Source organism: Streptomyces sp. NPDC052701, from assembly GCF_040678355.1.
Classification (GTDB): domain Bacteria; phylum Actinomycetota; class Actinomycetes; order Streptomycetales; family Streptomycetaceae; genus Streptomyces.
Window position 1 is genome coordinate 80,149 of sequence record NZ_JBFATO010000010.1, and the last position, 20,886, is coordinate 101,034.

Below are 20,886 nucleotides of genomic sequence, written 5' to 3' on the forward strand. Positions count from 1 at the left end.
CCATGCGCTCTGCGGCCCTGGAGGACGTACCAAGCGGTTGGTAACCTCCCGGTCATGACGACTGCCGCCATCGAGCCGCGCGCCGGGCGCCGCTGCCACAACGCGCTCAACTCCCTGCACTCCACGCACTACTTCTCGCCCGACCTCGGGCGGGAGCTGGGCGGCATCGGGGTCACGCACCCCCGCGCCGTCAACTTCGCGGTGCGGGCGGCCGCGCTGGGGCCGGTCGGACCGGGCACGGTGGCGGCGACGTTCTACAACTACAAGTACGAGCTCGTGGCCCGGCACGTGCCCGCCGTGTGGCGGACCGCCCCGCCCGAGCGGGTGCTGGCGGCCCGCGTGCGTGCCGTCGACGCGACGCTGCGCCGTCTGCTGGGCGAGGAGGCGGTGGCGTCCGCGGAGATGGCCGAGGCCGCGCGGCTCGCGCTGCGCGCCGCCGAGGCCTGCTCGCGCGGCGCCCGGCCGCTGTACGCGGCCCACGCCGACCTGCCCGTCCCGGACGCGCCCCACCTGGCGTTCTGGCACGCCGCGACCCTGCTGCGCGAACACCGGGGCGACGGGCACCTGACCGTGCTGGTCTCCGCCGGCCTCGACGGCCTGGAGGCGCTGGTGACCCACACGGCGACCGGCCGCGGCATGGCGCCGAAGTGGGTGCTCGGCACCCGCGGCTGGAGCGCGCAGGAGTGGGACGCGGCGGTGGCGCGGCTGCGCGAGCGCGGGCTGCTGGACGGCACCGGCGAGCTGACCGAGCGGGGTGCCGCGCTGCGCGACGAGATCGAGCGGGAGACGGACCGGCTCGACGCGGCCCCCTACGAGCACCTGGGCGCCGAGGGCGTTACGCGGCTGACGGAGCTGGGCACGGCGTTCGCGCGCACCGCGTCCGCCGCCGGGGCCTTTCCCGCGGACCTGATCGGCAAAGGCTGAGCATGTACACGCGGCAGCGTGGTACCCGGACCTCGCCCGGCCGTCGTGGCCGGACGACGCTCGAACGACGCGTGAACCGTGAACGCGGAAAGGGGAAAATCGTGTTCCGTGCTGTCGCTGATGTCCTGCGCCAGATCGGCGGTGCCGTCGCCACCGTCGTGACCCTGCCGTTCCGGGCCCTGGCCCGCCTGTTCGGCGGCGCCTCGTCCACTGCCCGGAGCCGCCGGGCGTGACCGCGCTCCCCCGGCCCGCCGGGGTGCCGCCCTGATCCCCGGGTGTCGGTGCCACCTGCCACAATTGCCGCGCAACCTGAAGCGGAGAAGGCGGTACGGGATCGTGACGACACCCCTCACAGGGTCCATCGAAGGCAGGATCGCCGAGGAGCTCGGCGTAGCGGAGCGGCAGGTGAAGGCCGCGGTCGAGCTGCTCGACGGCGGTTCGACGGTGCCCTTCATCGCCCGCTACCGCAAGGAAGCCACCGGGATGCTCGACGACGCGCAGCTGCGCGCGCTCGAGGAGCGGCTGCGCTATCTGCGGGAACTGGAGGAGCGGCGCACGGCGGTCCTGGAGTCGGTGCGCGAGCAGGGCAAGCTCACCGAGGAGCTGGAGGCCCGGATCAGGGGCGCCGAGACCAAGGCGCGCCTTGAGGACATCTACCTGCCCTACAAGCCCAAGCGGCGCACCAAGGCGCAGATCGCGCGCGAGGCGGGCCTCGAGCCGCTGGCCGAGGGGCTGCTGGGCGACCCGGGGGTCGAACCGCTGGCCGCGGCCGCCGCGTTCGTCGACGCCGACAAGGGCGTGCCCGATCCGCAGGCCGCCCTGGACGGCGCCCGGGCCATCCTCACCGAGCGGTTCTCCGAGGACGCCGACCTGATCGGCGAGCTGCGCGAGCGCATGTGGGCGCGCGGACGGCTGGTGGCCAAGGTGCGCGAGGGCAAGGAGGAGGCGGGCGCCAAGTTCGCCGACTACTTCGACTTCGCCGAGCCGTTCGCCGAACTGCCCTCCCATCGCGTCCTGGCGATGCTGCGCGGCGAGAAGGAGGAGGTCCTCGACCTCGTCCTGGAGCCGGAGGAGCCGACGGAGGGCCGGTCGTCGTACGAGGGGATCGTCGCGCGCCGGTTCGGGATCGCCGACCGGGGCCGGCCCGCCGACAAGTGGCTCGCGGACACGGTCCGCTGGGCCTGGCGCACCCGCATCCTGGTGCACCTCGGTATCGACATCAGGACGCGACTGCGCACGGCCGCCGAGGACGAGGCCGTGAAGGTGTTCGCGGCGAACCTGCGCGACCTGCTGCTCGCCGCCCCCGCCGGCACGCGCGCGACCCTCGGCCTGGACCCGGGGTTCCGCACGGGTGTGAAGGTCGCCGTGGTCGACGCGACCGGCAAGGTGGTGGCGACGGACGTCATCCACCCGCACGTCCCGGCGAACAGGTGGGACGAGGCCATCGCCAGGCTGGCGCGGCTGGCCGAGGAGCACGCGGTCGAGCTGATCGCGATCGGCAACGGCACGGCCTCCCGCGAGACCGACAAGCTCGCCGGTGAACTCATCGCCAGGCACCCGGAGCTGAACCTCACGAAGGTGATGGTGTCCGAGGCGGGCGCCTCGGTGTACTCGGCCTCCGCCTTCGCCTCCCAGGAGCTGCCCGACCTGGACGTGTCGCTGCGCGGCGCGGTCTCCATCGCCCGGCGCCTGCAGGACCCGCTGGCCGAACTGGTGAAGATCGACCCGAAGTCGATCGGGGTCGGCCAGTACCAGCACGACCTGTCCGAGGTGAAGCTGTCGCGTTCCCTGGACGCGGTGGTGGAGGACTGTGTGAACGGCGTGGGCGTGGACGTCAACACGGCCTCCGCGCCGCTGCTCGCCCGGGTCTCCGGCATCACCTCCGGTCTCGCCGAGAACATCGTGGCGCACCGGGACGCCCACGGCCCGTTCACCTCCCGCTCCGAGCTCAAGAAGGTGCCGCGGCTCGGCCCGAAGGCGTACGAGCAGTGCGCGGGCTTCCTCAGGATCCGCGGCGGCGACGACCCGCTGGACGCCTCCAGCGTGCACCCGGAGGCGTACCCGGTCGTCCGCCGCATGGTGAAGACCACCGGCCAGGAGGTGGCCGCCCTCATCGGCAACACCTCGGTGCTGCGGTCGCTCAGGCCGCAGGACTTCGTGGACGAGACGTTCGGTCTGCCGACCGTCACCGACATCCTCAGGGAGCTGGAGAAGCCGGGGCGCGACCCGCGGCCCGCGTTCAGGACGGCCGCCTTCAAGGAGGGCGTGGAGAAGATCTCCGACCTGTCGGCGGGGATGGTCCTGGAGGGCGTCGTGACGAACGTGGCGGCGTTCGGCGCGTTCGTCGACGTCGGTGTCCACCAGGACGGCCTGGTGCACGTCTCCGCGATGTCGAAGACGTTCGTGAAGGACCCGCGGGACGTGGTCAAGCCCGGTGACATCGTCCGGGTGAAGGTCCTCGACGTCGACATCCCGCGCAAGCGGATCTCGCTGACGCTGCGGCTGGACGACGAGGCCGCCCCGCAGGGGCAGGCCCCGGGCGAGCGCCGGCAGCGCGGCGGGCGCCCGCCGCAGCAGCGCCAGGGCGGCCGTGGCGGCGGTGGCGGTGCGCGCCAGGCGCCCCCGCCCGCCAACGGCGCCATGGCCGACGCCCTGCGCCGCGCCGGCCTGCTCGATCCGGGCAACGGCCGGCGCTGACCCGTCCGGGCCCGGACCCCTGACGCCGTCGGGGCCCGGGCCCGGTTCCGCTCGTAGGGTGGCGGCATGACCACTTCGCGGGTACTCACCTGGGACGTCACGGCGAGCCGTGGCTACGAGACCGCCTGGGCCGACTTCGACGGCGACGCCCTCCGGGCCCGCGGCCGGGCGGTCGGGACGGTACCGGAGCCGTACTGGATCTCCTACGAGCTGCACACCGGTGAGGGGTTCGTGACGCGAAGGCTGCTGGTGACGGCCGAGACGACGGCGCGCACCCGCACGCTGGACCTGCGGCACGACGGCCGGGGCGGGTGGACGGCCGACGGTGAGCGGCTGCCCGACATGAGCGGGGCCCTCGACTGCGACCTGGGGCTGTGCCCGTTGACCAACACCATGCCGGTGCTGCGCCACGGGCTGCACCGGAGCCCCGGGGAGCAGGAGTTCCTGATGGCCTGGGTGGCGGTGCCGAGTCTGACGGTGCGGAGGTCCCGGCAGACCTACACCCACCTGGAGCGGACCGACGGCGGCGGCCGGGTCCGCTTCGCCTCGGGCACCTTCCGCAGCGACCTGGAGTTCGACGCGGACGGCGTCGTCGTCGACTACCCCGGGCTGGCCCGGCGTCTGACGTCCTCCTAGGGCCTGTTCCCGCCGGGATCGTCGAGCTCGGGGAAGGGAGTCGGCCGGAGGCCTCCGGGGGCTTCGAGCCGGGAGCCGGGGGAGCTCCCCGGGGTGCGGGTCGGCCCGGCGAGGACCGCGGCTCCGGCGGCGGCCGGCCGGCGGCCGGGGTTCAGCGCTCCGTCACCTTGCCGTCGGCCACCTCCAGGCGGCGGTCGACACGGACCGCGTCCAGCATCCGCCGGTCGTGGGTGACCAGGAGGAGCGTGCCCTCGTAGGAGTCCAGGGCCGCCTCCAGTTGCTCGATGGCGGGCAGGTCGAGGTGGTTGGTCGGCTCGTCGAGGACGAGCAGGTTGACGCCCCGGCCCTGCAGGAGGGCGAGGGCGGCGCGGGTGCGTTCGCCCGGGGAGAGCGTCGCCGCCGGGCGCAGGACGTGGTCCGCCTTCAGGCCGAACTTGGCCAGGAGGGTGCGCGCGTCGGCCGGTTCGAGGCCGGGGACCGCCGCGTGGAAGGCGTCCAGCAGGGCCTGTGGTCCGTGGAAGAGCCCCCGGGCCTGGTCGACCTCGCCGAGCAGGACGCCCGAGCCGAGGCAGGCGTGTCCGGCGTCGAGCGGGACGCGGCCGAGCAGGGCGCCCAGCAGCGTGGACTTGCCGGAGCCGTTCGCGCCCGTCACCGCCACCCGATCCGCCCAGTCGATCTGCAGGGTGACCGGGCCCAGCACGAAGTCGCCGCGCCGCACCTCGGCGTCCCGCAGGGTCGCCACGACCGCGCCGGAGCGCGGGGCCGCCGCGATCTCCATGCGCAGCTCCCACTCCTTGCGGGGCTCCTCCACGACCTCCAGCCGCTCGATCATGCGCTGGGTCTGGCGGGCCTTGGCGGCCTGCTTCTCGCTGGCCTCGCTGCGGAACTTGCGGCCGGTCTTGTCGTTGTCGGCGCCCGCCCTGCGGCGCGCGTTCTTGACGCCCTTGTCCATCCAGGCGCGCTGCGTCTGCGCGCGGTCCTGGAGCGCGGCCTTCTTGTCGGCGTACTCCTCGTACTCGTCGCGGGCGTGCCGGCGGGCGACCTCCCGTTCCTCCAGGTAGGCCTCGTAGCCGCCGCCGTAGAGGGTGGTCCGCTGCTGGGCGAGGTCGAGTTCGAGGACCTTGGTGACGGTGCGGGCGAGGAACTCGCGGTCGTGGCTGACGACGACCGTCCCGGCGCGCAGACCGCCGACGAAGCGCTCCAGGCGCTCCAGGCCGTCCAGGTCGAGGTCGTTGGTCGGCTCGTCGAGCAGGAAGACGTCGTAGCGGGAGAGCAGGAGGGACGCCAGGCCGGCCCGGGCCGCCTGGCCGCCGGAGAGGGAGGTCATGGGCTGGTCCAGGTCCACGGCCAGGCCCAGGGAACCGGCGACCTCCTCGGCGCGCTCGTCGAGATCGGCGCCGCCCAGCGCGAGCCACCGCTCCAGGCTCGTCGCGTAGGCGTCGTCGGCCCCGGGCGCGCCGTCGACGAGGGCCTGGGTGGCCTCGTCCATCGCCCGCTGGGCGTCGGTGACCCCGGTGCGGCGGGCCAGGAACGCCCGTACGGTCTCGCCGGGGCGGCGCTCCGGCTCCTGCGGCAGGTGGCCGACGGCCGCGGTCGGCGGGGACAGCCGCAGCTCGCCCTGCTCCGGCGCGGCCAGGCCGGCGAGCATCCTGAGCAGGGTGGACTTGCCCGCGCCGTTGGCTCCGACCAGCCCGATCACGTCGCCCGGGGCGAGAACGAGGTCGAGCCCGGAGAACAGGGAGCGGTCGCCGTGGCCGGCGGCGAGGTTCTTGGCGACGAGGGTGGCAGTCATCAGACCGCAGATCCTAACGGCCGCACCGGATCGCCCGCGTCCCGTTTCTCCCCGGGTTCCTCACCGTTGCACGGCCGCCGCCAGCACGCTTCCCGTCGTACGGGCCAGGAGGTAGGCCTGCCCCCGCACCGCCTTGGCGTCCAGGGGGATGCGGTGCCGGCCCGGTTCCAGGACGCCGTCGAACAGCTCGTGGGCGTGGGTGCGGTGCAGGCGGTCGAGGCGGTAGGCGGTGAGGCGGACCCGGCACGGGGAGGTGACCTCGACGTGCGCGGCGCCGCCCGCGGCGGACAGGCCGGCCAGCCGGCGCCGCTCGGCCGGGCTGCGGTCCAGGGCGTGTTCGATCTGGGCGACGAGGAGGGGGACGATCGGGGCGAGGCCGTCGACGTGGGTCACGCTGGCCCCGGCGCGTTCGAAGGCGCGGCGCACGGCGGCCCGTTGCTCCGCGCCGACGGCCCGGCCGAAGGCGACGGCGCCGTAGCCGCGCAGTTCGTCGGCGGGGACGTCGTCGGCGTCGTGGGTGATGTCGGCGCCGATGCCGATGGTGCGCAGGGCGGCGGCCAGCCTGGCCAGGACGGCGACGCGGGCGCCGATGAGCAGGACGCGGCGCCGCTCGCCCGCGGCCGGGCCGTCCAGCAGGGAGCCGAGCGCCGCCCGGTACTCCGCGCCCCGGAAGCGGAACGGTCCCATGCCGTGGTAGCCGTTGAGTTCCAGGTCGGCGTGTTCGCCGGTCTGCCAGGCGAAGTCCCGCCAGACGAAGTCGTCGCCGTCGCGCCGGATGACGGCGGTCACGGCGCCGCACGCCAGGTCCTCGCACTCGGGGCAGCCGTAGATGACGTACCGGCCGCCGGGCAGCGGCGGGTCCGTCTCCAGCAGCAGGCTGCGGACCTGTGCGGTGAAGAGGGCGGGCGGGACGTCGGAGGCCAGCGGGGAGACGGCGTCGAGGTCGGAGAGCCGGAACAGCAGCGGACGCCCGTCGACGACGAAGTCCACGAAGTCCCGGTGGACCCGGTAGTCGCCGCCGGTGAGGACTCCGCCGGCCCGCATCGCCGGCGCCAGGCCGAAAGTCGCGTACTCGGCACACATACGGTGAGTATCCCCGCACGGGACGTGATCTGAGCGCAGCATGACACATTCCGCTACGGTCCTCGCGTGGCAGAGGCATCGGGGGACCGGATCGTGGTGGTCGGGGGCGGCGTCGTCGGGCTGACGACCGCCCTCGTCCTCGCGGAGCGCGGCAGCCGGGTACGGGTGTGGACGCGGGACCCGCCGGAGGCGACCACCTCGGCGGTCGCGGGGGCGCTGTGGTGGCCGTACCGCATCGAGCCGCTCGCGCTCGCGCGCACGTGGGCGCTGCGGTCCCTGGAGGTGTACGGGGAACTGGCCCGGCGGCCGGAGACGACCGGAGTACGCACGGTCGAAGGGGTACTGGGCGAGACCGGCCTCGACGAGGTCGCCGGGTGGGTGGCGGCCCGGGTGCCGGGGCTGCGCGCGGCCACGGCCGGCGAGTACGGCGGGACGGGGGTCCGGGCCCGGCTGCCGCTGATCGACATGCCGGTCCATCTGCCGTGGCTGCGGGAGCGGTTCCTGGCGGCGGGCGGGGTGATCGAGACGCGTGCGGTGTCCTCCTTCGCGGAGGTCGACGCGCCGGTCGTGGTCAACTGCACGGGCTTGGGCGCGCGGAGCCTGGTGCCGGACGCGTCCGTGCGGCCCGTGCGGGGCCAGCTGGTCGTGGTGGAGAACCCCGGGATCCGCACCTGGCTCGTCTCCACCACCGCCGAGGGGGAGATGGCGTACGTCTTCCCGCAGCCCGGCCGGCTGGTGCTGGGCGGCACGGCGGAGGAGGACGTCTGGTCGACGGAGCCGGATCCGGCGGTGGCCGAGGCGATCGTCGCGCGGTGCGCGGCGCTGCTGCCGCAGATCGCCGGGGCGCGGGTCCTGGCGCACCGGGTGGGGCTGCGGCCCGCGCGGGACGCGGTCCGCCTGGAGCGCGAACCGCTCCCGGACGGGCGGCTGCTGGTGCACAACTACGGCCACGGCGGCGCGGGCGTGACCGTGGCCTGGGGCTGTGCGCGGGAGGCGGCCCGCCTCGCCTCCCGCTGACGGCGCGCCCCGGTCAGTGCCTGCCGATCGGGTCGCCCTCCACGTCCGGGCCGCGCCCCGGGCCGACGCGGAGCTCGAACTCGCCGTCGTACTTCTTGTGGCCCTCGATGACGGCCAGTTCCACGGCCTCGAAGCCCATCCGCTCGCGCACCACGAGCGGGTCGCGGCGCAGGTCGCGCAGCAGGGCGACGCACATGAGGAGCATCACGACGACGAACGGGGCCGCCGCGAGGATGGTGAGGTTCTGCAGACCGGTCAGCGCGTCGCCCTGGCCGCTGCCGACCAGGAGCATGACGGCGGCCACCGCACCGGTGACCACGCCCCAGAACACCACCACCGTGCGGCCCGGTTCGAGCGCGCCCCGCTGCGAGAGGCTGCCCATCACGATCGAGGCGGCGTCGGCGCCGGAGACGAAGAAGATGCCGACCAGGATCATCACGATCAGGCAGGTCACGGTGGCGAAGGGGAACTCGCGCAGCACGGCGAAGAGCTGGCCCTCGGGGGTCGACTCGTCGGCGAGCCGGCCCTGTTCCCGCATCTTCATCGCCGAGCCGCCGAAGATCGCGAACCACACCAGGCTGACCGTGCTGGGCACGAGGATGACACCGCCGACGAACTGCCGGATGGTCCGGCCCCGGCTGATGCGGGCGATGAACATGCCGACGAAGGGTGTCCAGGAGATCCACCACGCCCAGTAGAAGACGGTCCAGTTGCCGAGCCAGTCCGCGACCCCGTCGCCGCCGCTGGCCTCGGTGCGGCCGGCGAGCTGGGGCAGGTCGCCGAGGTAGGCGAAGACGGAGGTGGGCAGCAGGTCCAGGACGATGATGGTGGGGCCCGCCACGAACACGAACAGGGCGAGCACCAGCGCCAGCACCATGTTGGTGTTGGACAGCCACTGGATGCCGCGTTCCACGCCGGAGACCGCGGAGGCGACGAACGCCGCGGTCAGCACCGCGATGATGGTGACGAGGAGCCCGGTGCTCACCTCGTCCATCCAGCCCAGCTCCCGCACTCCGGAGCCGATCTGCAGCGTGCCGAGCCCCAGCGAGGCGGCGGAGCCGAAGACGGTCGCGACGATCGCGAGGACGTCGATGAGGCGGCCGCCGGCCCCGTTCGCGTGCTTCTCGCCGATGAGCGGGGTGAACACGGCGCTGATGGTCTGGCGGCGGCGCCGGCGGAAGGTGCTGTAGGCGATGGCGAGGCCGACCACGGCGTAGATGCCCCACGGGTGGAGCGTCCAGTGGAAGAGGGTGGTGGCCATGGCCGTCTCCATGCGTTCGCCGGAGTCGGCCGGGTCGGTGCCGGGCGGGGCCGTCGTGTAGTGCGCGAGCGGCTCGCTCACGCCGTAGAACATCAGGCCGATGCCCATGCCGGCGCTGAACATCATGGCCACCCACGACACCGTGCGGAACTCCGGTTCCTCGCCCTCGGCGCCGAGGCGGATGCGGCCGTAGCGGCTGGCGGCGAGCCAGAGGGCGAAGACGACGAACCCGGACGCGGCCAGCATGAACGCCCAGCCGCCGTTGTGCATCAGTCCGCTGAGCGCGCTGCCGGAGACGCTTTCGAGGGAGTCGGTGGCGACGGCTCCCCAGGTGACGAACGCCAGGGTCAGAACGGCGGTGACACCGAACACGATCCGGTCGGTCCGAGGCCGTCGCCGACCCGGGAGGCCCGCTTCCGAACCCGGTAGCGCGCTTCCCGCGTGGCGTTCCCTGTCACTGTGTTCGTCGTGCGTCACAGGCGGCACCTTTCGTCGGGGCGATGGACACGGAGGAGGTACCTCCGCTACGCCCCTACCACGCGTGGCGCAAAATAGACCCTCGAATAGCTCACATCGGGTTTCCCCGCCGTCGGGCGGTACGGGACGCGCGCGGCGAGCAGCGGCGGCACCGGGGCGCGCGGGGACCGGCGCGGCGGGACGGCACGGCGTCACGGTCCCGGTGCACGCGTACGCCGTGCGGGGCGAACCCGCCCCCGACCTCCGCACACGGGGCACAGGCGCGCCGGTGGCCGCAGGGCAGCCCCTGCAAAGGGGCTCCGGTTCCCCGGGCGGGTCGTCGGCGGCGCCGCCGGCGCGCGCCGGGCCGGTGTTCCGGCGGCCCGTGGGCCGGGCCGCACCCCTCGCCGCCGCGATCCGGCCACGGCGGTCGTCCGCGGCCCCGGGCAGGCCCTTCGGGGCCGTCGGGTGCGGGGGCACGTGCCGCCGGTGGCCGAGCGTCTCGTCCTGCCGACCGGCGTCCGGCACGGGGAGTTCCCCGCGGAAGGGGGCGGCCGGCGCCCCGTGGCGTGGTCCGCGGCCGGAAGCGCTCCCCGGGGCCGGGCGCCGCGTGACGGCCGAATGGCGATCGTGTGACAGGGGTGGTCATGGACACGCCCGCGGCACGGGGGGTCAATAGGCTCCGACAGACTTCCCGCACCTATGACTTGGAGCCCTTCGTGCACCGCAGAATCATCGTGCCGGGCGCACTGGCCTCGGCCGTCCTCCTGCTGGCGATCCCGGCGTCGGCGGCGAGCCACTCCCCCGGCGCGCCGGGCATCGGCGACCCCTACTACCCGGCCTACGGAAACGGCGGATACGACGTCTCCCACTACGACCTCAGGCTGAAGTACCAGCCGGCCACGGACGAGCTCGAGGGCACGGCCACCCTCCTGGCCCGCACCACGCAGGACCTCTCCCGTCTCGACCTGGACTTCCTGCTGGACGTCTCCGAGGTGCGCGTCGACGGTGCGAAGGCGTCGTTCACGACGTCGGGCGAGCACGAGCTGGAGATCACGCCGGCCACGCCGCTGGCCGAGGGCACACCGTTCACGCTGGTCGTCCGCTACCGCGGCGTCCCGTCGTCCGAGCAGGCGTACGGCTTCACCAGCTGGCACCGCACCCCGGACGGCGGCGTCGCGGCCAACGAGCCCGAGGCGGCCTGGTGGTGGTTCCCCAGCAACGACCACCCGCTCGACAAGGCGACGTACGACGTGTCGGTGCTGGTGCCCGACGGCAGCCAGGCCATCTCCAACGGCACGCTCCAGTCCACGAGCTCACGGCTGGGCTGGACCCGCTGGAACTGGCGCTCCGGCAAGCCGCAGGCGACGTATCTGGCCACCCTCGCGGTGGGACGGTTCGACATCACCACCGGGACGAGCGAGAGCGGCATCCCCGTCGTCAACGCCTACAGCAAGGACCTCGGCGTCCACTACGGCGCGGCCCGCGCGAGCGTGGAGCGCACCGGGGAGATCGCCGACTGGCTGGCCGGCATCTTCGGGCCGTACCCGTACGACGCGCTCGGCGGGTACGTGCCGAACACGGACACCGGGTACGCGCTGGAGACGCAGACACGTCCCTTCTACAGCCCGCGGCAGTTCGCGAACGGCTCCAACGTCTCCCTCGTCGTCCACGAGCTGGCGCACCAGTGGTACGGGGACTCGGTGTCGGTCAAGGGCTGGAAGGACATCTGGATCAACGAGGGCTTCGCACGGTACGCGCAGTGGCTGTGGTCCGAGCACGAGGGCGAGGGCACGGCGCAGGAGCTCGCCGACCACGTGTACGCCTCGCACCCCGCGGACGACCCGTTCTGGACGGTCAGGCCCGGTGACCCCGGACCGGAGAACCAGTTCCACCTCGCGGTCTACGACCGGGGCGCGCTGGCCCTGCAGGCGCTGCGGAACGAGATCGGTGACGAGGCGTTCTTCGCCGTCCTGAAGGGCTGGCCCCGCGCGTACGCCCACGGCAACGCCTCCGTCGCCGACTTCCTGCGGTACGCCGAGGAGGTGTCCAGGCAGCCGCTGGCGGCCCTGTTCGACACCTGGCTGTTCCAGCCCTCCAAGCCGGACGCTCCGGCGGCGCGCGGGGTGTCCGTGGGGAAGACGCGGGGTGCCGCCGCGCAGCCGAAGTCGTGGAAGAAGATCGCCGCGACGAACGGCGCGCACGAGCACTGACGGCCGCCGCCGGGCCCGCTCCCGCCCCGGCGGCGGGAGCGGGCCCGGGGCCCGCGCCGGTACCGTCCCCGTGTGCGCCGTCCCCGGGTGCGCCGCCGCCGGCGGGCGCGGGTGCGGCGCCGGCGCGCCCCGGCCGGTACGGCGGTCTACCGTGGCCCCATGGGCGCCGGGCGCGTGGGCCGGCCGGCGCCGGCGGGCCGGCGAGGGGGTCGGACATGCGGGACGTGGTGATCGTCGAGGCCCCGTCCGTGCTGGGGCTGCGGCCGACCGGTGTGGAGGACCTGCCCGGGGCCCTGCTCGGGGCCGGGCTGGCCGAAGGGCTCGGGGCGGTGCGGGCGGGCCGCGTCGAGCCGCCCGCGTACGACCCGCGGCGGGATCCGGTGACCGGGGTCCTCAACCCGGACGGCATCGCCGCCTACGCGGTGGCGCTGGCCGGCGCGGTGGGCGAGGTCCTGGAGCGGGGCCGGTTCCCGGTGGTGCTGGGCGGCGACTGCAGCATCCTGCTCGGGAACCTGCTGGCGCTGCGCCGCCGGGGCCGGCCCGGGCTGCTCTTCCTCGACGGCCACACCGACTTCTACCAGCCGTCGGCGGAGCCGGCCGGCGAGGTGGCGTCCATGGAGCTCGCCCTGGCCACCGGCCGCGGGCCGCGGGTGCTGGCCGATCTGGACGGCCTGGGTCCGCTGGTGCGGGACGAGGACGTGGTCGCGCTCGGCTTCCGGGACGCGCGGGAGTCCGCGGAGGCCGGGATGCAGCCGCTGCCGCCCGGGCTGCACGCGATGGACCTGGACACCGTGCGGGCGCTGGGCCCGGACGAGGCGGCGCGCCGCGCGGTCGGCCTGCTGACGGGCGGCGGCCCGGACGCCGGAGGTGCCGGGTACGCCGGGTACTGGGTTCACCTCGACGCGGACGTACTGGACGACGCGGTCATGCCGGCGGTCGACTACCGGCTGCCCGGCGGACTGGGCCCGCAGGAGCTGGAGACCGTCCTGCGCACGGCCCTGGCCGGTGCCGGGGCCGCCGGCCTCGACGTCACGGTCTTCAACCCTCGGCTGGATCCCGGCGGGGGCGTCGCCGCGCGCTTCACCGAGTGCCTGCTGCGGGCGTTCGCGTCGCGGGACTGACCGGCCCGCCCGCCGCGCGGCTCGCCGGCCCCGCGCCTCCCGGGACCGGAACGGACTGGGCGGGACCGGACCGGCAGCGGCCGTGCTCCGGGCCGCCGGTCGCCGGCCGCCGGGGGCGCAGGCCGTCCCGGTGTCCCCGGCCCAGCGGACGGTCTCGTCCCCCTTCACCGGCGGAGCGGTGGCGTCACCCCGGGCGTACGCGCCCCCGGCACGAGTCCCCCGCGGACGCCGCCCCGGCCCGCGGCGCCGCCCCGGCCAGTGGTCCCGGCCCGCTACTTCGTGAGCTGCGACAGCTCCCGGTCCGTGTTCCGCGCCACCCGGCGGCGGACGCCGAACCAGCCCGCGACCAGCAGGACGGCGATCACCGGGACGAGCAGCAGCGTCTTGCGGCCCACCTCCGGGTCGTTGCCCATCATGCCGAGGCACGCCAGCAGGAAGGCGATCGTGGCGATCTCCGTGACCGGGCTGCCGGGCAGCCGGAAGTGCGGCCGGTCGACCAGGCCGGCCTTGGCGCGGCGCACGAAGACCAGGTGGCAGATCATGATGATCACCCAGGTGCTGACGATGCCGAGGGAGGCGACGTTCAGCACGATCTCGAAGGCCTGGCTCGGCACGAGGTAGTTCAGGCCGACGCCGAGCACGCACACCGCGCAGGTCAGCAGGATGCCGCCGTAGGGCACCTGGCTGCGGTTCATGCGGGCGGTGAACCTCGGCGCCGAGCCGGCCATCGCCATGGAGCGCAGGATGCGGCCGGTGGAGTACAGGCCGGAGTTCAGCGACGACATCGCGGCGGTCAGCACGACCAGGTTCATCACGTCGCCCGCCGCCGGGACGCCGATCTTCGACAGGACCGTGACGAAGGGGCTCTCGTCGGCCGAGTACACCGAGCCGGGCAGCAGCAGGGCGAGCAGGACGACCGAGCCGACGTAGAACAGGCCCACGCGCCACATGATCGAGTTCACCGCGCGCGGGACGATCTTCTCCGGCTCGGCGGTCTCGCCGGCGGCGACGCCGACCAGCTCCAGCGCGGCGTACGCGAAGATCACGCCCTGCATGACCAGGACCACGGGCATCACGCCGTGCGGGAAGACGCCGCCGTTGTCCGTGACGACGCTCAGGCCCGGCGTCCGGCCGCCCACCTCGTGCTGGGTGGCGAGCAGGAAGACGCCGACGCACATGAAGCCGACCAGCGTGGCGACCTTGATGATCGCGAACCAGAACTCCATCTCGCCGAAGATCTTCACCGAGATCAGGTTCACGGCCAGGACCACCGCGAGGGCGGCCAGGGCGAGCACCCACTGCGGGATGTCGGTGAACAGGCTCCAGTAATGCGTGTAGAGCGCGATCGCGGTGATGTCGGCGATACCGGTCGTGGACCAGTTCAGGAAGTACATCCAGCCGGCGACGTAGGCGCCCTTCTCGCCGAGGAACTCGCGCGCGTACGACACGAAGGAGCCGGAGGAGGGCCGGTACAGGACCAGCTCGCCGAGCGCGCGGACGACGAAGAAGGCGAAGACTCCGCAGACCAGGTAGGCCAGCGCGAGCGCCGGGCCCGCGTTGTGCAGGCGGCCGCCGGCGCCCAGGAAGAGGCCGGTGCCGATGGCGCCGCCGATGGCGATCATGTTGACGTGGCGGGCCTTGAGGTCCTTGCTGTAGCCGGCGTCGCCCGCGTCCGCGGGCACTCGGGCCGCATCGGTGCGCGGCGCGGCCGCAGCCGTGTTCACGGCGTCCTTGCTCACGGGTGGTTCCACTCTCTGGTGCGCCCGGGCGGATTTCGCCCGGGTGTCCGGATGTGCCTCGGCCGGCGCTCTGGATGCAGGCACAGACCGAGGCAGCACCTTCCCACAGCGATCCGCCCCCACGCGGTGGCGCACGTCACAGAGCGTCACTTCTCACACGATCCACCGGGTGTGTCCACCAAGGTCACCGGTCGTTCACGTCATGGTCGCGCACGGGTGCGCACGGGGGCGCGCGGCACGGTGGCGACAGGTTTCACAGCACCGGTGTGACAGCGATACTGCTGCGCATGACGACCGACACCGGGCAGCCGGCCCTCACGATCGACGAGCTGGCCGCACGGGCCGGCGTCACGGTGCGCACGGTCCGCTTCTACGGCACCCGGGGCCCGCTGCCGCCGCCGGTGATCGGTCCGCGGCGGGTGGGGCACTACGGGCCGCAGCACCTGGCGCGGCTGGCGCTCATCGAGGAACTGCAGCACCAGGGCATGACGCTGGCGGCCATCGAACGGCATCTGCGGCGGCTGCCGCCGGATCTGGGCCCGCACGACCTGGCGGTCCACCGGGCGGTGGTGGCGTCCTGGACGCCGAGGACGGTGGAGACGGTGACCCGCGAGGAGCTGCAGCGGCGGGCGGGCCGCCCGCTCGGCGAGCGGGACGTGGAGCGGCTGGCGGCGATGAGCGTGGTCCGGCCGGAGGGTGACGCCTTCCGCGTCGACACCGGCCTGCTGCGGCTCGGTGTCGAACTGCTCGACGTCCCCCTGTCCGAGGAGACGATCCTCGCGGCGCGCGAGGTCCTGGTCGCACACTCGCGCGCCGCGGCTCACGAGCTCTCCCGGCTCCTGCGGGGCGAGGTGTCCGAGCGGGACGCGCGGGACGTGAAGTCCCTGTCGGCGCACGTGCACCCGCTGGTGGTGCAGGCGCTCCTCACGACGTTCCAGCGGTCGCTGAAGGAAGAGCTGGGCCGGTGGCTCACGGAGTCAGGAACGGGCTGAGTCGGCGAAGACCTCCCCCTTGCGCGCCTTCTCCACCAGCAGCGCGGGCGGGGTGAACCGCTCGCCGTAGCGTTCGGCGAGCTCACGCGCACGTGCCACGAAACCGGGCAGGCCGCCGTCGTAGCCGTTGATGTACTGCAGGACGCCGCCGGTCCAGCCGGGAAAGCCGATGCCGAGGACGGAGCCGATGTTGGCGTCGGCGACGGAGGTCAGCACGCCCTCCTCCAACAGCCGGACGGTGTCCAGCGCCTCGGAGAAGAGCATGCGCTCCTGCATGTCCTCGAAGGGGATGCGGTGGCCGGGCCTGGTGAAGTGCTCGCGCAGGCCCGGCCAGAGCCCGGTGCGCCTGCCGTCCTGCCCGTAGTCGTAGAAGCCGGCGCCGCCGCTGCGGCCGGTGCGGCCGAACTCGTCGACCATGCGGTCGATGACGGCCTCGGCCGGGTGCGGGGTCCAGGTGCCGCCCGCCTCCTGCACCGCCCGCCTCGTCTCGTCCCGGATCTTCCGGGGCAGGGTGAGCGTCAGCTCGTCCATCAGGGAGAGCACCTTGGCCGGGTAGCCGGCCTGGGCCGCCGCCTGCTCGACCGACGCGGGCTCGATGCCCTCGCCGACCATGGCGACGCCCTCGTTGATGAAGTGGCCGATGACGCGGGAGGTGAAGAAGCCGCGCGAGTCGTTGACGACGATCGGGGTCTTGTCGATCTGCCGGACCAGGTCGAAGGCGCGGGCCAGGGCCTCCTCGCCGGTGCGCTCGCCCTTGACGATCTCGACGAGCGGCATCCTGTCGACCGGCGAGAAGAAGTGCAGCCCGATGAAGTCGGCCTGGCGTTCGACGCCCTCGGCGAGCGTGGTGATGGGCAGGGTGGAGGTGTTGGAGCACAGCAGGGCGTCGGGGGCGACGACGTTCTGCACCTCCTGGAAGACCTTGTGCTTGAGGGAGGTGTCCTCGAAGACGGCCTCGATGACCGCGTCGCAGCCCGCGAGGTCGGCCACCTCGGCGGTGGGCGTGATCCGGGCGAGCAGGGCGTCGGCCTTCTCCCGGGTCGTCCGGCCCTTGGCGACGGCCTTGGCGCACAGCTCCTCGGAGTGGCCCCTGCCCTTGACGGCCGCCTCCAGGGAGACGTCCTTGAGGACGACGTCGATGCCCGCGCGGGCGCACGCGTAGGCGATGCCGGCGCCCATCGTGCCGGCGCCGAGGACGGCGACCCTGGAGACCTTGCGGGGCTCGATGCCCCGGGGGCGGCCGGCGCCGGAGTTGACGGCCTGGAGGTCGAAGAAGAACGCCTGGATCATGTTCTTCGACGTCTGCCCGGCGGCCAGTTCGACGAAGTAGCGGGCCTCGATGACCTGCGCGGTCTCGAAGTCGACCTGGGCGCCCTCGACGGCGGCGGCCAGGATGTTGCGCGGCGCCGGATAGGGCGCGCCGTTGGTCTGCTTGCGCAGGGTGGCCGGGAAGGCGGGCAGGTTGGCGGCGAACTTCGGGTGGGACGGCGTACCGCCGGGGATGCGGTAGCCCGGCCTGTCCCAGGGCTGCTGCGACTCGGGGTGGGCGTCGATGAAGGCGCGGGCCTTGGCGAGGAGTTCGTCCGGCGTCTCGGCGACCTCGTCGACCAGGCCGTTCTCCAGGGCGCGGCGCGGGGTGTACCGGGTGCCCTGCAGGAGCACCTTGAGCAGGGCGTCGGCGATGCCGAGCAGGCGGACCGTGCGCACGACGCCGCCTCCGCCGGGCAGCAGGCCGAGGGTGACCTCGGGGCAGCCGATCCTGGAGCCGGGCGCGTCGAGCGCGATCCGGTGGTGGCAGGCCAGGGCGATCTCGTAACCGCCGCCGAGGGCCGCGCCGTTGATCGCGGCGACGACCGGCTTGCCGAGGGTCTCGATGCGGCGCAGGTCGCGTTTGACGGCCATGCCGCCGTCGAACAGCTCCTGGGCGGTCTCGGGGGTGACCCGGATGAGGTCGCGCAGGTCGCCGCCGGCGAAGAAGGTCTTCTTGGCGGACGTGAGGATCACGCCCCGGACGGTGTCCTTCTCGGCCTCCAGGCGGTCGGCGACCGCGGCGAGCGAGTCGCAAAACGCCCGGTTCATGGTGTTCGCGGACTGGCCGGGGTCGTCGAGGACGAGGGTGACGACGCCGGTGTCGTCCTGTTCCCAGCGGATGGCGGTGCTCTCGGTCATGGGGTCTCCGTAGAAAGAAGTCGCTCGGTTCCGCCGGGGGTTCAGATGCGTTCGACCACGGTCGCGATGCCCATGCCGCCGCCCACGCACAGCGTGGCGAGGCCGTAGCGCTTGTCCTGGCGCTCCAGTTCGTCGACGAGCGTGCCGAGGATCATGGCGCCGGTCGCGCCGAGCGGGTGGCCCAGCGCGATCGCGCCGCCGTTGACGTTGACCTTGTCCAGGGACAGGCCCATGTCCTTGACGAAGCGCAGGACGACCGCCGCGAACGCCTCGTTGATCTCGACGAGGTCGATGTCGTCGATGGTCAGCCCGGCCCGGGCGAGCGCCTTGCGGGTGGCCGGGGCGGGGCCGGTGAGCATGATGGTGGGCTCGGAGCCGGACACGGCGGCGGAGACGATCCGGGCGCGCGGGGTGAGTCCGTGGCGCTCGCCGGCCTCCCGGGAGCCGATCGCGACGAGCGCGGCGCCGTCGACGATGCCGGAGGAGTTGCCCGCGTGGTGCACGTGGTCGATCCTCTCGACCCAGTGGTACTGCTGGAGCGCCACCGCGTCGAAGCCGCCCAGCTCACCGATGTCCGCGAACGACGGCTTGAGCCTGGCCAGGGAGTCGGCGGTGGTGCCGGGGCGCATGTGCTCGTCGTGGTCGAGGACGACGAGCCCGTTGCGGTCCCTGACCGGCACGACGGACCTCTCGAAGCGGCCCTCCTTCCACGCCGTGGCCGCCCGCTCCTGGGACAGGGCGGCGTACTCGTCGACGTCCCGCCGGGAGAAGCCCTCGATGGTGGCGATCAGGTCGGCGCCGATGCCCTGGGGGACGAAGTTGACGGCGAGGTTGGTCATCGGGTCGTTGAACCAGGCGCCGCCGTCCGAGGCCATCGGCACCCGGGACATCGACTCCACCCCGCCCGCGAGGACGAGGTCCTCCCAGCCCGACCGCACCTTGGCGGCGGCCATGTTGACGGCTTCCAGACCGGAGGCGCAGAAGCGGTTCTCCTGCACGCCCGCGACCGTGTCGGGCAGTCCGGCGGCGATCGCGGCGATCCGGGCGATGTCGGAGCCCTGGTCGCCGACCGGGCCGACGACGCCGAGGACGATGTCGTCGACGGCGGCCGGGTCCAGGTCCGGGAAGCGGGCGCGGATCTCGTGGATGAGCCCGACGACCAGGTCGATGGGCTTGGTGCCGTGCAGGGCGCCGTCGGCCTTGCCGCGCCCGCGCGGGGTGCGGATCGCGTCGTACACGTACGCTTCGGTGCTCACGAGGAGGCCTTTCGCTGAGGGGGTCGGGACGGGGTCACTGTGGGTCCCGGGACGGCAGGAGCGCGGGCACGTCCCAGTCTCGGGCCACCTCCCGTGTGTCGGCACCCGGTCGCGCGGGGCCGGTGCGGACCGTGGTGGGGGTCGCGGAGAAACGGGGGGCCGGGGCGGGCTGGACGATGCCGTCGTGGTCGGTGAAGGTGCCGCGGGCGGCGAGATGCGGGTGGCGCGGGGCCTCGCCCAGCGACAGGACGGGCGCCACGCACGCGTCGGAGCCCTCGAAGACGGCGGTCCACTCCTCGCGCGTGCGGGTCCTGAAGCGGGCCGCGACCCGCGCGCGCAGTTCGTCCCACCGGGTGACGTCCTGGTGGGCGGCGGCCTGGTCCTCGATGCCGAGCAGGCCGAGGAACTCGTCGTAGAACCGCCGCTCCAGCGCCCCCACCGCCATGTACCCGCCGTCGGCCGTCTCGTACGTGCCGTAGTAGGGGCAGCCGCCGTCGAGGAGGTTGGCGGCGCGCCGGTCCTGCCAGGCGCCGGCGGCGAGCATGCCGTGGATCGCCGACGCGAGGTGGGAGGTGCCGTCGACGATGGCGGCGTCGACGACCTGGCCGGTGCCGGTGGCGCGCGCGTGGTGCAGGGCGGCCAGGACGCCGACGACGAGGTACAGGGAGCCGCCCGCGTAGTCGCCGACCAGGTTGGCCGGGGGCGGCGGCGGCGCGTCCGGCCGGCCGATCATGCCGAGGGTGCCGGTGAGGGCGATGTAGCCGATGTCGTGTCCGGCGCGCCGGGCCAGCGGTCCGTCCTGGCCCCAGCCGGTCATGCGGCCGTAGACGAGTCGCGGGTTGCGGGCGTGGCAGGCGTCCGGGCCGACGCCGAGGCGCTCGGCGACACCGGGGCGGTAGCCCTCGACGAGGATGTCGGCGCGGGCGGCGAGGCCGAGGACGCGGGCGGGGCCGTCCGGGTCCTTCAGGTCGACGACCACCGAGCGCTTGTTGCGGTTGGTGACGTCGTACGCCGGGTCGATCGCGAGTCCGGGGCCGCCGGGCCGGTCCACCCGGACGACGTCGGCGCCGAGGTCGGCGAGGAGCATGGCGGCGAACGGGCCGGGCCCGATGCCGGCGAGTTCGACCACGCGTACGCCGGCGAGCGGGCCGTCCCCCGGCGTCCTTGCCGTTGCCATCCAGCCCCCAGCGCTGTGACTGTGACACGACCGATGTAACACCGGTGATGCTAGGAACGCGTTCCACCCGGCACAAGACCTGGGCGAGCAAGCGCTTAGTCCATTGTGCGGGCTCCGGGCCGTCCGCGCGCGGCGCCGCGGGCTCGGCGCCCGGCCGGCTCCGCCGCCAGCCGTCCGGACGCGACGGCCCGGTGGTCCTCCCGCGCCCGGCCGGACCCGCGTGCTTTCTCCCGCTTCTTCCGGGCCTGGCCGGGTACCGTCATCGCGTTCCGCCCGAGTCGTCGTCGGGCTCCGCTCCCCTCACGCTAGCCTCAGCCAGCGACAGCGGCGCGGCCGCACGACCAAGGGGTGTC

The 20,886-nt window shown here is 73.9% G+C and carries 15 protein-coding genes; 8 read left to right on the forward strand and 7 right to left on the reverse strand.

Annotation, left to right across the window (positions count from 1 at the left end; genetic code table 11):
- Positions 1-54: 54 nt before the first annotated feature.
- The 4 genes from AB0L29_RS14375 (at position 55) to AB0L29_RS14390 (ending at position 4,257) form a co-directional block, all read left to right on the forward strand.
- Entirely contained in the window at positions 55-924 is an 870-nt protein-coding gene (locus tag AB0L29_RS14375; RefSeq protein ID WP_365826846.1) for a hypothetical protein, read from the forward strand.
- Between the two features lie 101 nt (positions 925-1,025).
- Positions 1,026-1,157, forward strand: a complete 132-nt coding sequence (locus AB0L29_RS14380; protein ID WP_365826848.1) for an LPFR motif small protein — start codon at positions 1,026-1,028, stop codon at positions 1,155-1,157.
- A 103-nt stretch (positions 1,158-1,260) separates the two neighbouring features.
- A complete protein-coding gene (locus AB0L29_RS14385) occupies positions 1,261-3,621 on the forward strand; it encodes a Tex family protein (RefSeq protein ID WP_365826850.1) in 2,361 nt (786 codons plus the stop codon).
- Between the two features lie 66 nt (positions 3,622-3,687).
- Positions 3,688-4,257, forward strand: coding sequence for a putative glycolipid-binding domain-containing protein (locus AB0L29_RS14390; protein ID WP_365826852.1), 570 nt, complete (start codon positions 3,688-3,690; stop codon positions 4,255-4,257).
- Positions 4,258-4,408: 151 nt separating this feature from the next.
- Here AB0L29_RS14390 and AB0L29_RS14395 read toward each other — a convergent pair whose 3' ends face one another.
- Both AB0L29_RS14395 and AB0L29_RS14400 read right to left on the reverse strand, forming a co-directional pair.
- Positions 4,409-6,049, reverse strand: coding sequence for an ABC-F family ATP-binding cassette domain-containing protein (locus AB0L29_RS14395; RefSeq protein ID WP_365826854.1), 1,641 nt, complete (start codon positions 6,047-6,049; stop codon positions 4,409-4,411).
- A 60-nt stretch (positions 6,050-6,109) separates the two neighbouring features.
- On the reverse strand, positions 6,110-7,132 hold the full coding sequence (locus tag AB0L29_RS14400; RefSeq protein ID WP_365826856.1) for an oxidoreductase: 1,023 nt from the start codon (positions 7,130-7,132) through the stop codon (positions 6,110-6,112).
- A gap of 66 nt (positions 7,133-7,198) precedes the next feature.
- Between AB0L29_RS14400 and AB0L29_RS14405 the strand changes: the two genes are divergently transcribed.
- A complete protein-coding gene (locus tag AB0L29_RS14405) occupies positions 7,199-8,149 on the forward strand; it encodes an FAD-dependent oxidoreductase (RefSeq protein WP_365826858.1) in 951 nt (316 codons plus the stop codon).
- A 13-nt stretch (positions 8,150-8,162) separates the two neighbouring features.
- On the opposite strand, the gene AB0L29_RS14410 is transcribed toward AB0L29_RS14405, so the two are convergent.
- Positions 8,163-9,887 carry a BCCT family transporter gene (locus tag AB0L29_RS14410; RefSeq protein WP_365826860.1) on the reverse strand — a complete coding sequence of 575 codons (1,725 nt, stop codon included), beginning with the start codon at positions 9,885-9,887 and terminating at the stop codon, positions 8,163-8,165.
- A 698-nt stretch (positions 9,888-10,585) separates the two neighbouring features.
- On the opposite strand from AB0L29_RS14410, the gene AB0L29_RS14415 reads away from it, so the two are divergent.
- Together AB0L29_RS14415 and AB0L29_RS14420 are read left to right on the forward strand one after the other, a co-directional pair.
- Positions 10,586-12,079 carry a M1 family metallopeptidase gene (locus AB0L29_RS14415; RefSeq protein ID WP_365826862.1) on the forward strand — a complete coding sequence of 498 codons (1,494 nt, stop codon included), beginning with the start codon at positions 10,586-10,588 and terminating at the stop codon, positions 12,077-12,079.
- 215 nt (positions 12,080-12,294) lie between these two features.
- Complete coding sequence (locus AB0L29_RS14420) at positions 12,295-13,200, forward strand: arginase family protein (RefSeq protein ID WP_365826864.1); 906 nt, start codon at positions 12,295-12,297, stop codon at positions 13,198-13,200.
- A 272-nt stretch (positions 13,201-13,472) separates the two neighbouring features.
- On the opposite strand, the gene AB0L29_RS14425 is transcribed toward AB0L29_RS14420, so the two are convergent.
- Positions 13,473-14,939, reverse strand: a complete 1,467-nt coding sequence (locus AB0L29_RS14425; protein ID WP_365826865.1) for an amino acid permease — start codon at positions 14,937-14,939, stop codon at positions 13,473-13,475.
- 287 nt (positions 14,940-15,226) lie between these two features.
- Here AB0L29_RS14425 and AB0L29_RS14430 point away from each other — a divergent pair, with 287 nt between their 5' ends.
- A complete protein-coding gene (locus AB0L29_RS14430) occupies positions 15,227-15,931 on the forward strand; it encodes a MerR family transcriptional regulator (protein ID WP_365826867.1) in 705 nt (234 codons plus the stop codon).
- Here the strand turns inward: AB0L29_RS14430 and AB0L29_RS14435 are convergent.
- Genes AB0L29_RS14435 through AB0L29_RS14445 form a run of 3 tightly spaced genes read right to left on the reverse strand, consistent with a single transcriptional unit; the run spans position 15,917 to position 20,533 of the window.
- A complete protein-coding gene (locus tag AB0L29_RS14435) occupies positions 15,917-18,100 on the reverse strand; it encodes a 3-hydroxyacyl-CoA dehydrogenase NAD-binding domain-containing protein (RefSeq protein WP_365826868.1) in 2,184 nt (727 codons plus the stop codon). The genes AB0L29_RS14430 and AB0L29_RS14435 overlap by 15 nt on opposite strands.
- A 41-nt stretch (positions 18,101-18,141) precedes the next feature.
- Positions 18,142-19,356, reverse strand: a complete 1,215-nt coding sequence (locus AB0L29_RS14440; RefSeq protein ID WP_365826870.1) for an acetyl-CoA C-acetyltransferase — start codon at positions 19,354-19,356, stop codon at positions 18,142-18,144.
- A gap of 34 nt (positions 19,357-19,390) precedes the next feature.
- The gene (locus AB0L29_RS14445; protein WP_365826872.1) at positions 19,391-20,533 is read right to left on the reverse strand and encodes a CaiB/BaiF CoA-transferase family protein; all 1,143 of its coding nucleotides are present in this window, start codon (positions 20,531-20,533) and stop codon (positions 19,391-19,393) included.
- Positions 20,534-20,886: the final 353 nt, after the last annotated feature.

Excerpts from the sequence above, each read along its gene's own strand:
- AB0L29_RS14420 (WP_365826864.1), top strand. The coding sequence starts at position 12,295 with ATGCGGGACGTGGTGATCGTCGAGGCCCCGTCCGTGCTGGGGCTGCGG.
- AB0L29_RS14435 (WP_365826868.1), bottom strand. The coding sequence starts at position 18,100 with ATGACCGAGAGCACCGCCATCCGCTGGGAACAGGACGACACCGGCGTC.
- AB0L29_RS14375 (WP_365826846.1), top strand. The coding sequence starts at position 55 with ATGACGACTGCCGCCATCGAGCCGCGCGCCGGGCGCCGCTGCCACAAC.
- AB0L29_RS14445 (WP_365826872.1), bottom strand. The coding sequence starts at position 20,533 with ATGGCAACGGCAAGGACGCCGGGGGACGGCCCGCTCGCCGGCGTACGC.
- AB0L29_RS14400 (WP_365826856.1), bottom strand. The coding sequence starts at position 7,132 with ATGTGTGCCGAGTACGCGACTTTCGGCCTGGCGCCGGCGATGCGGGCC.
- AB0L29_RS14395 (WP_365826854.1), bottom strand. The coding sequence starts at position 6,049 with ATGACTGCCACCCTCGTCGCCAAGAACCTCGCCGCCGGCCACGGCGAC.
- AB0L29_RS14430 (WP_365826867.1), top strand. The coding sequence starts at position 15,227 with ATGACGACCGACACCGGGCAGCCGGCCCTCACGATCGACGAGCTGGCC.
- AB0L29_RS14390 (WP_365826852.1), top strand. The coding sequence starts at position 3,688 with ATGACCACTTCGCGGGTACTCACCTGGGACGTCACGGCGAGCCGTGGC.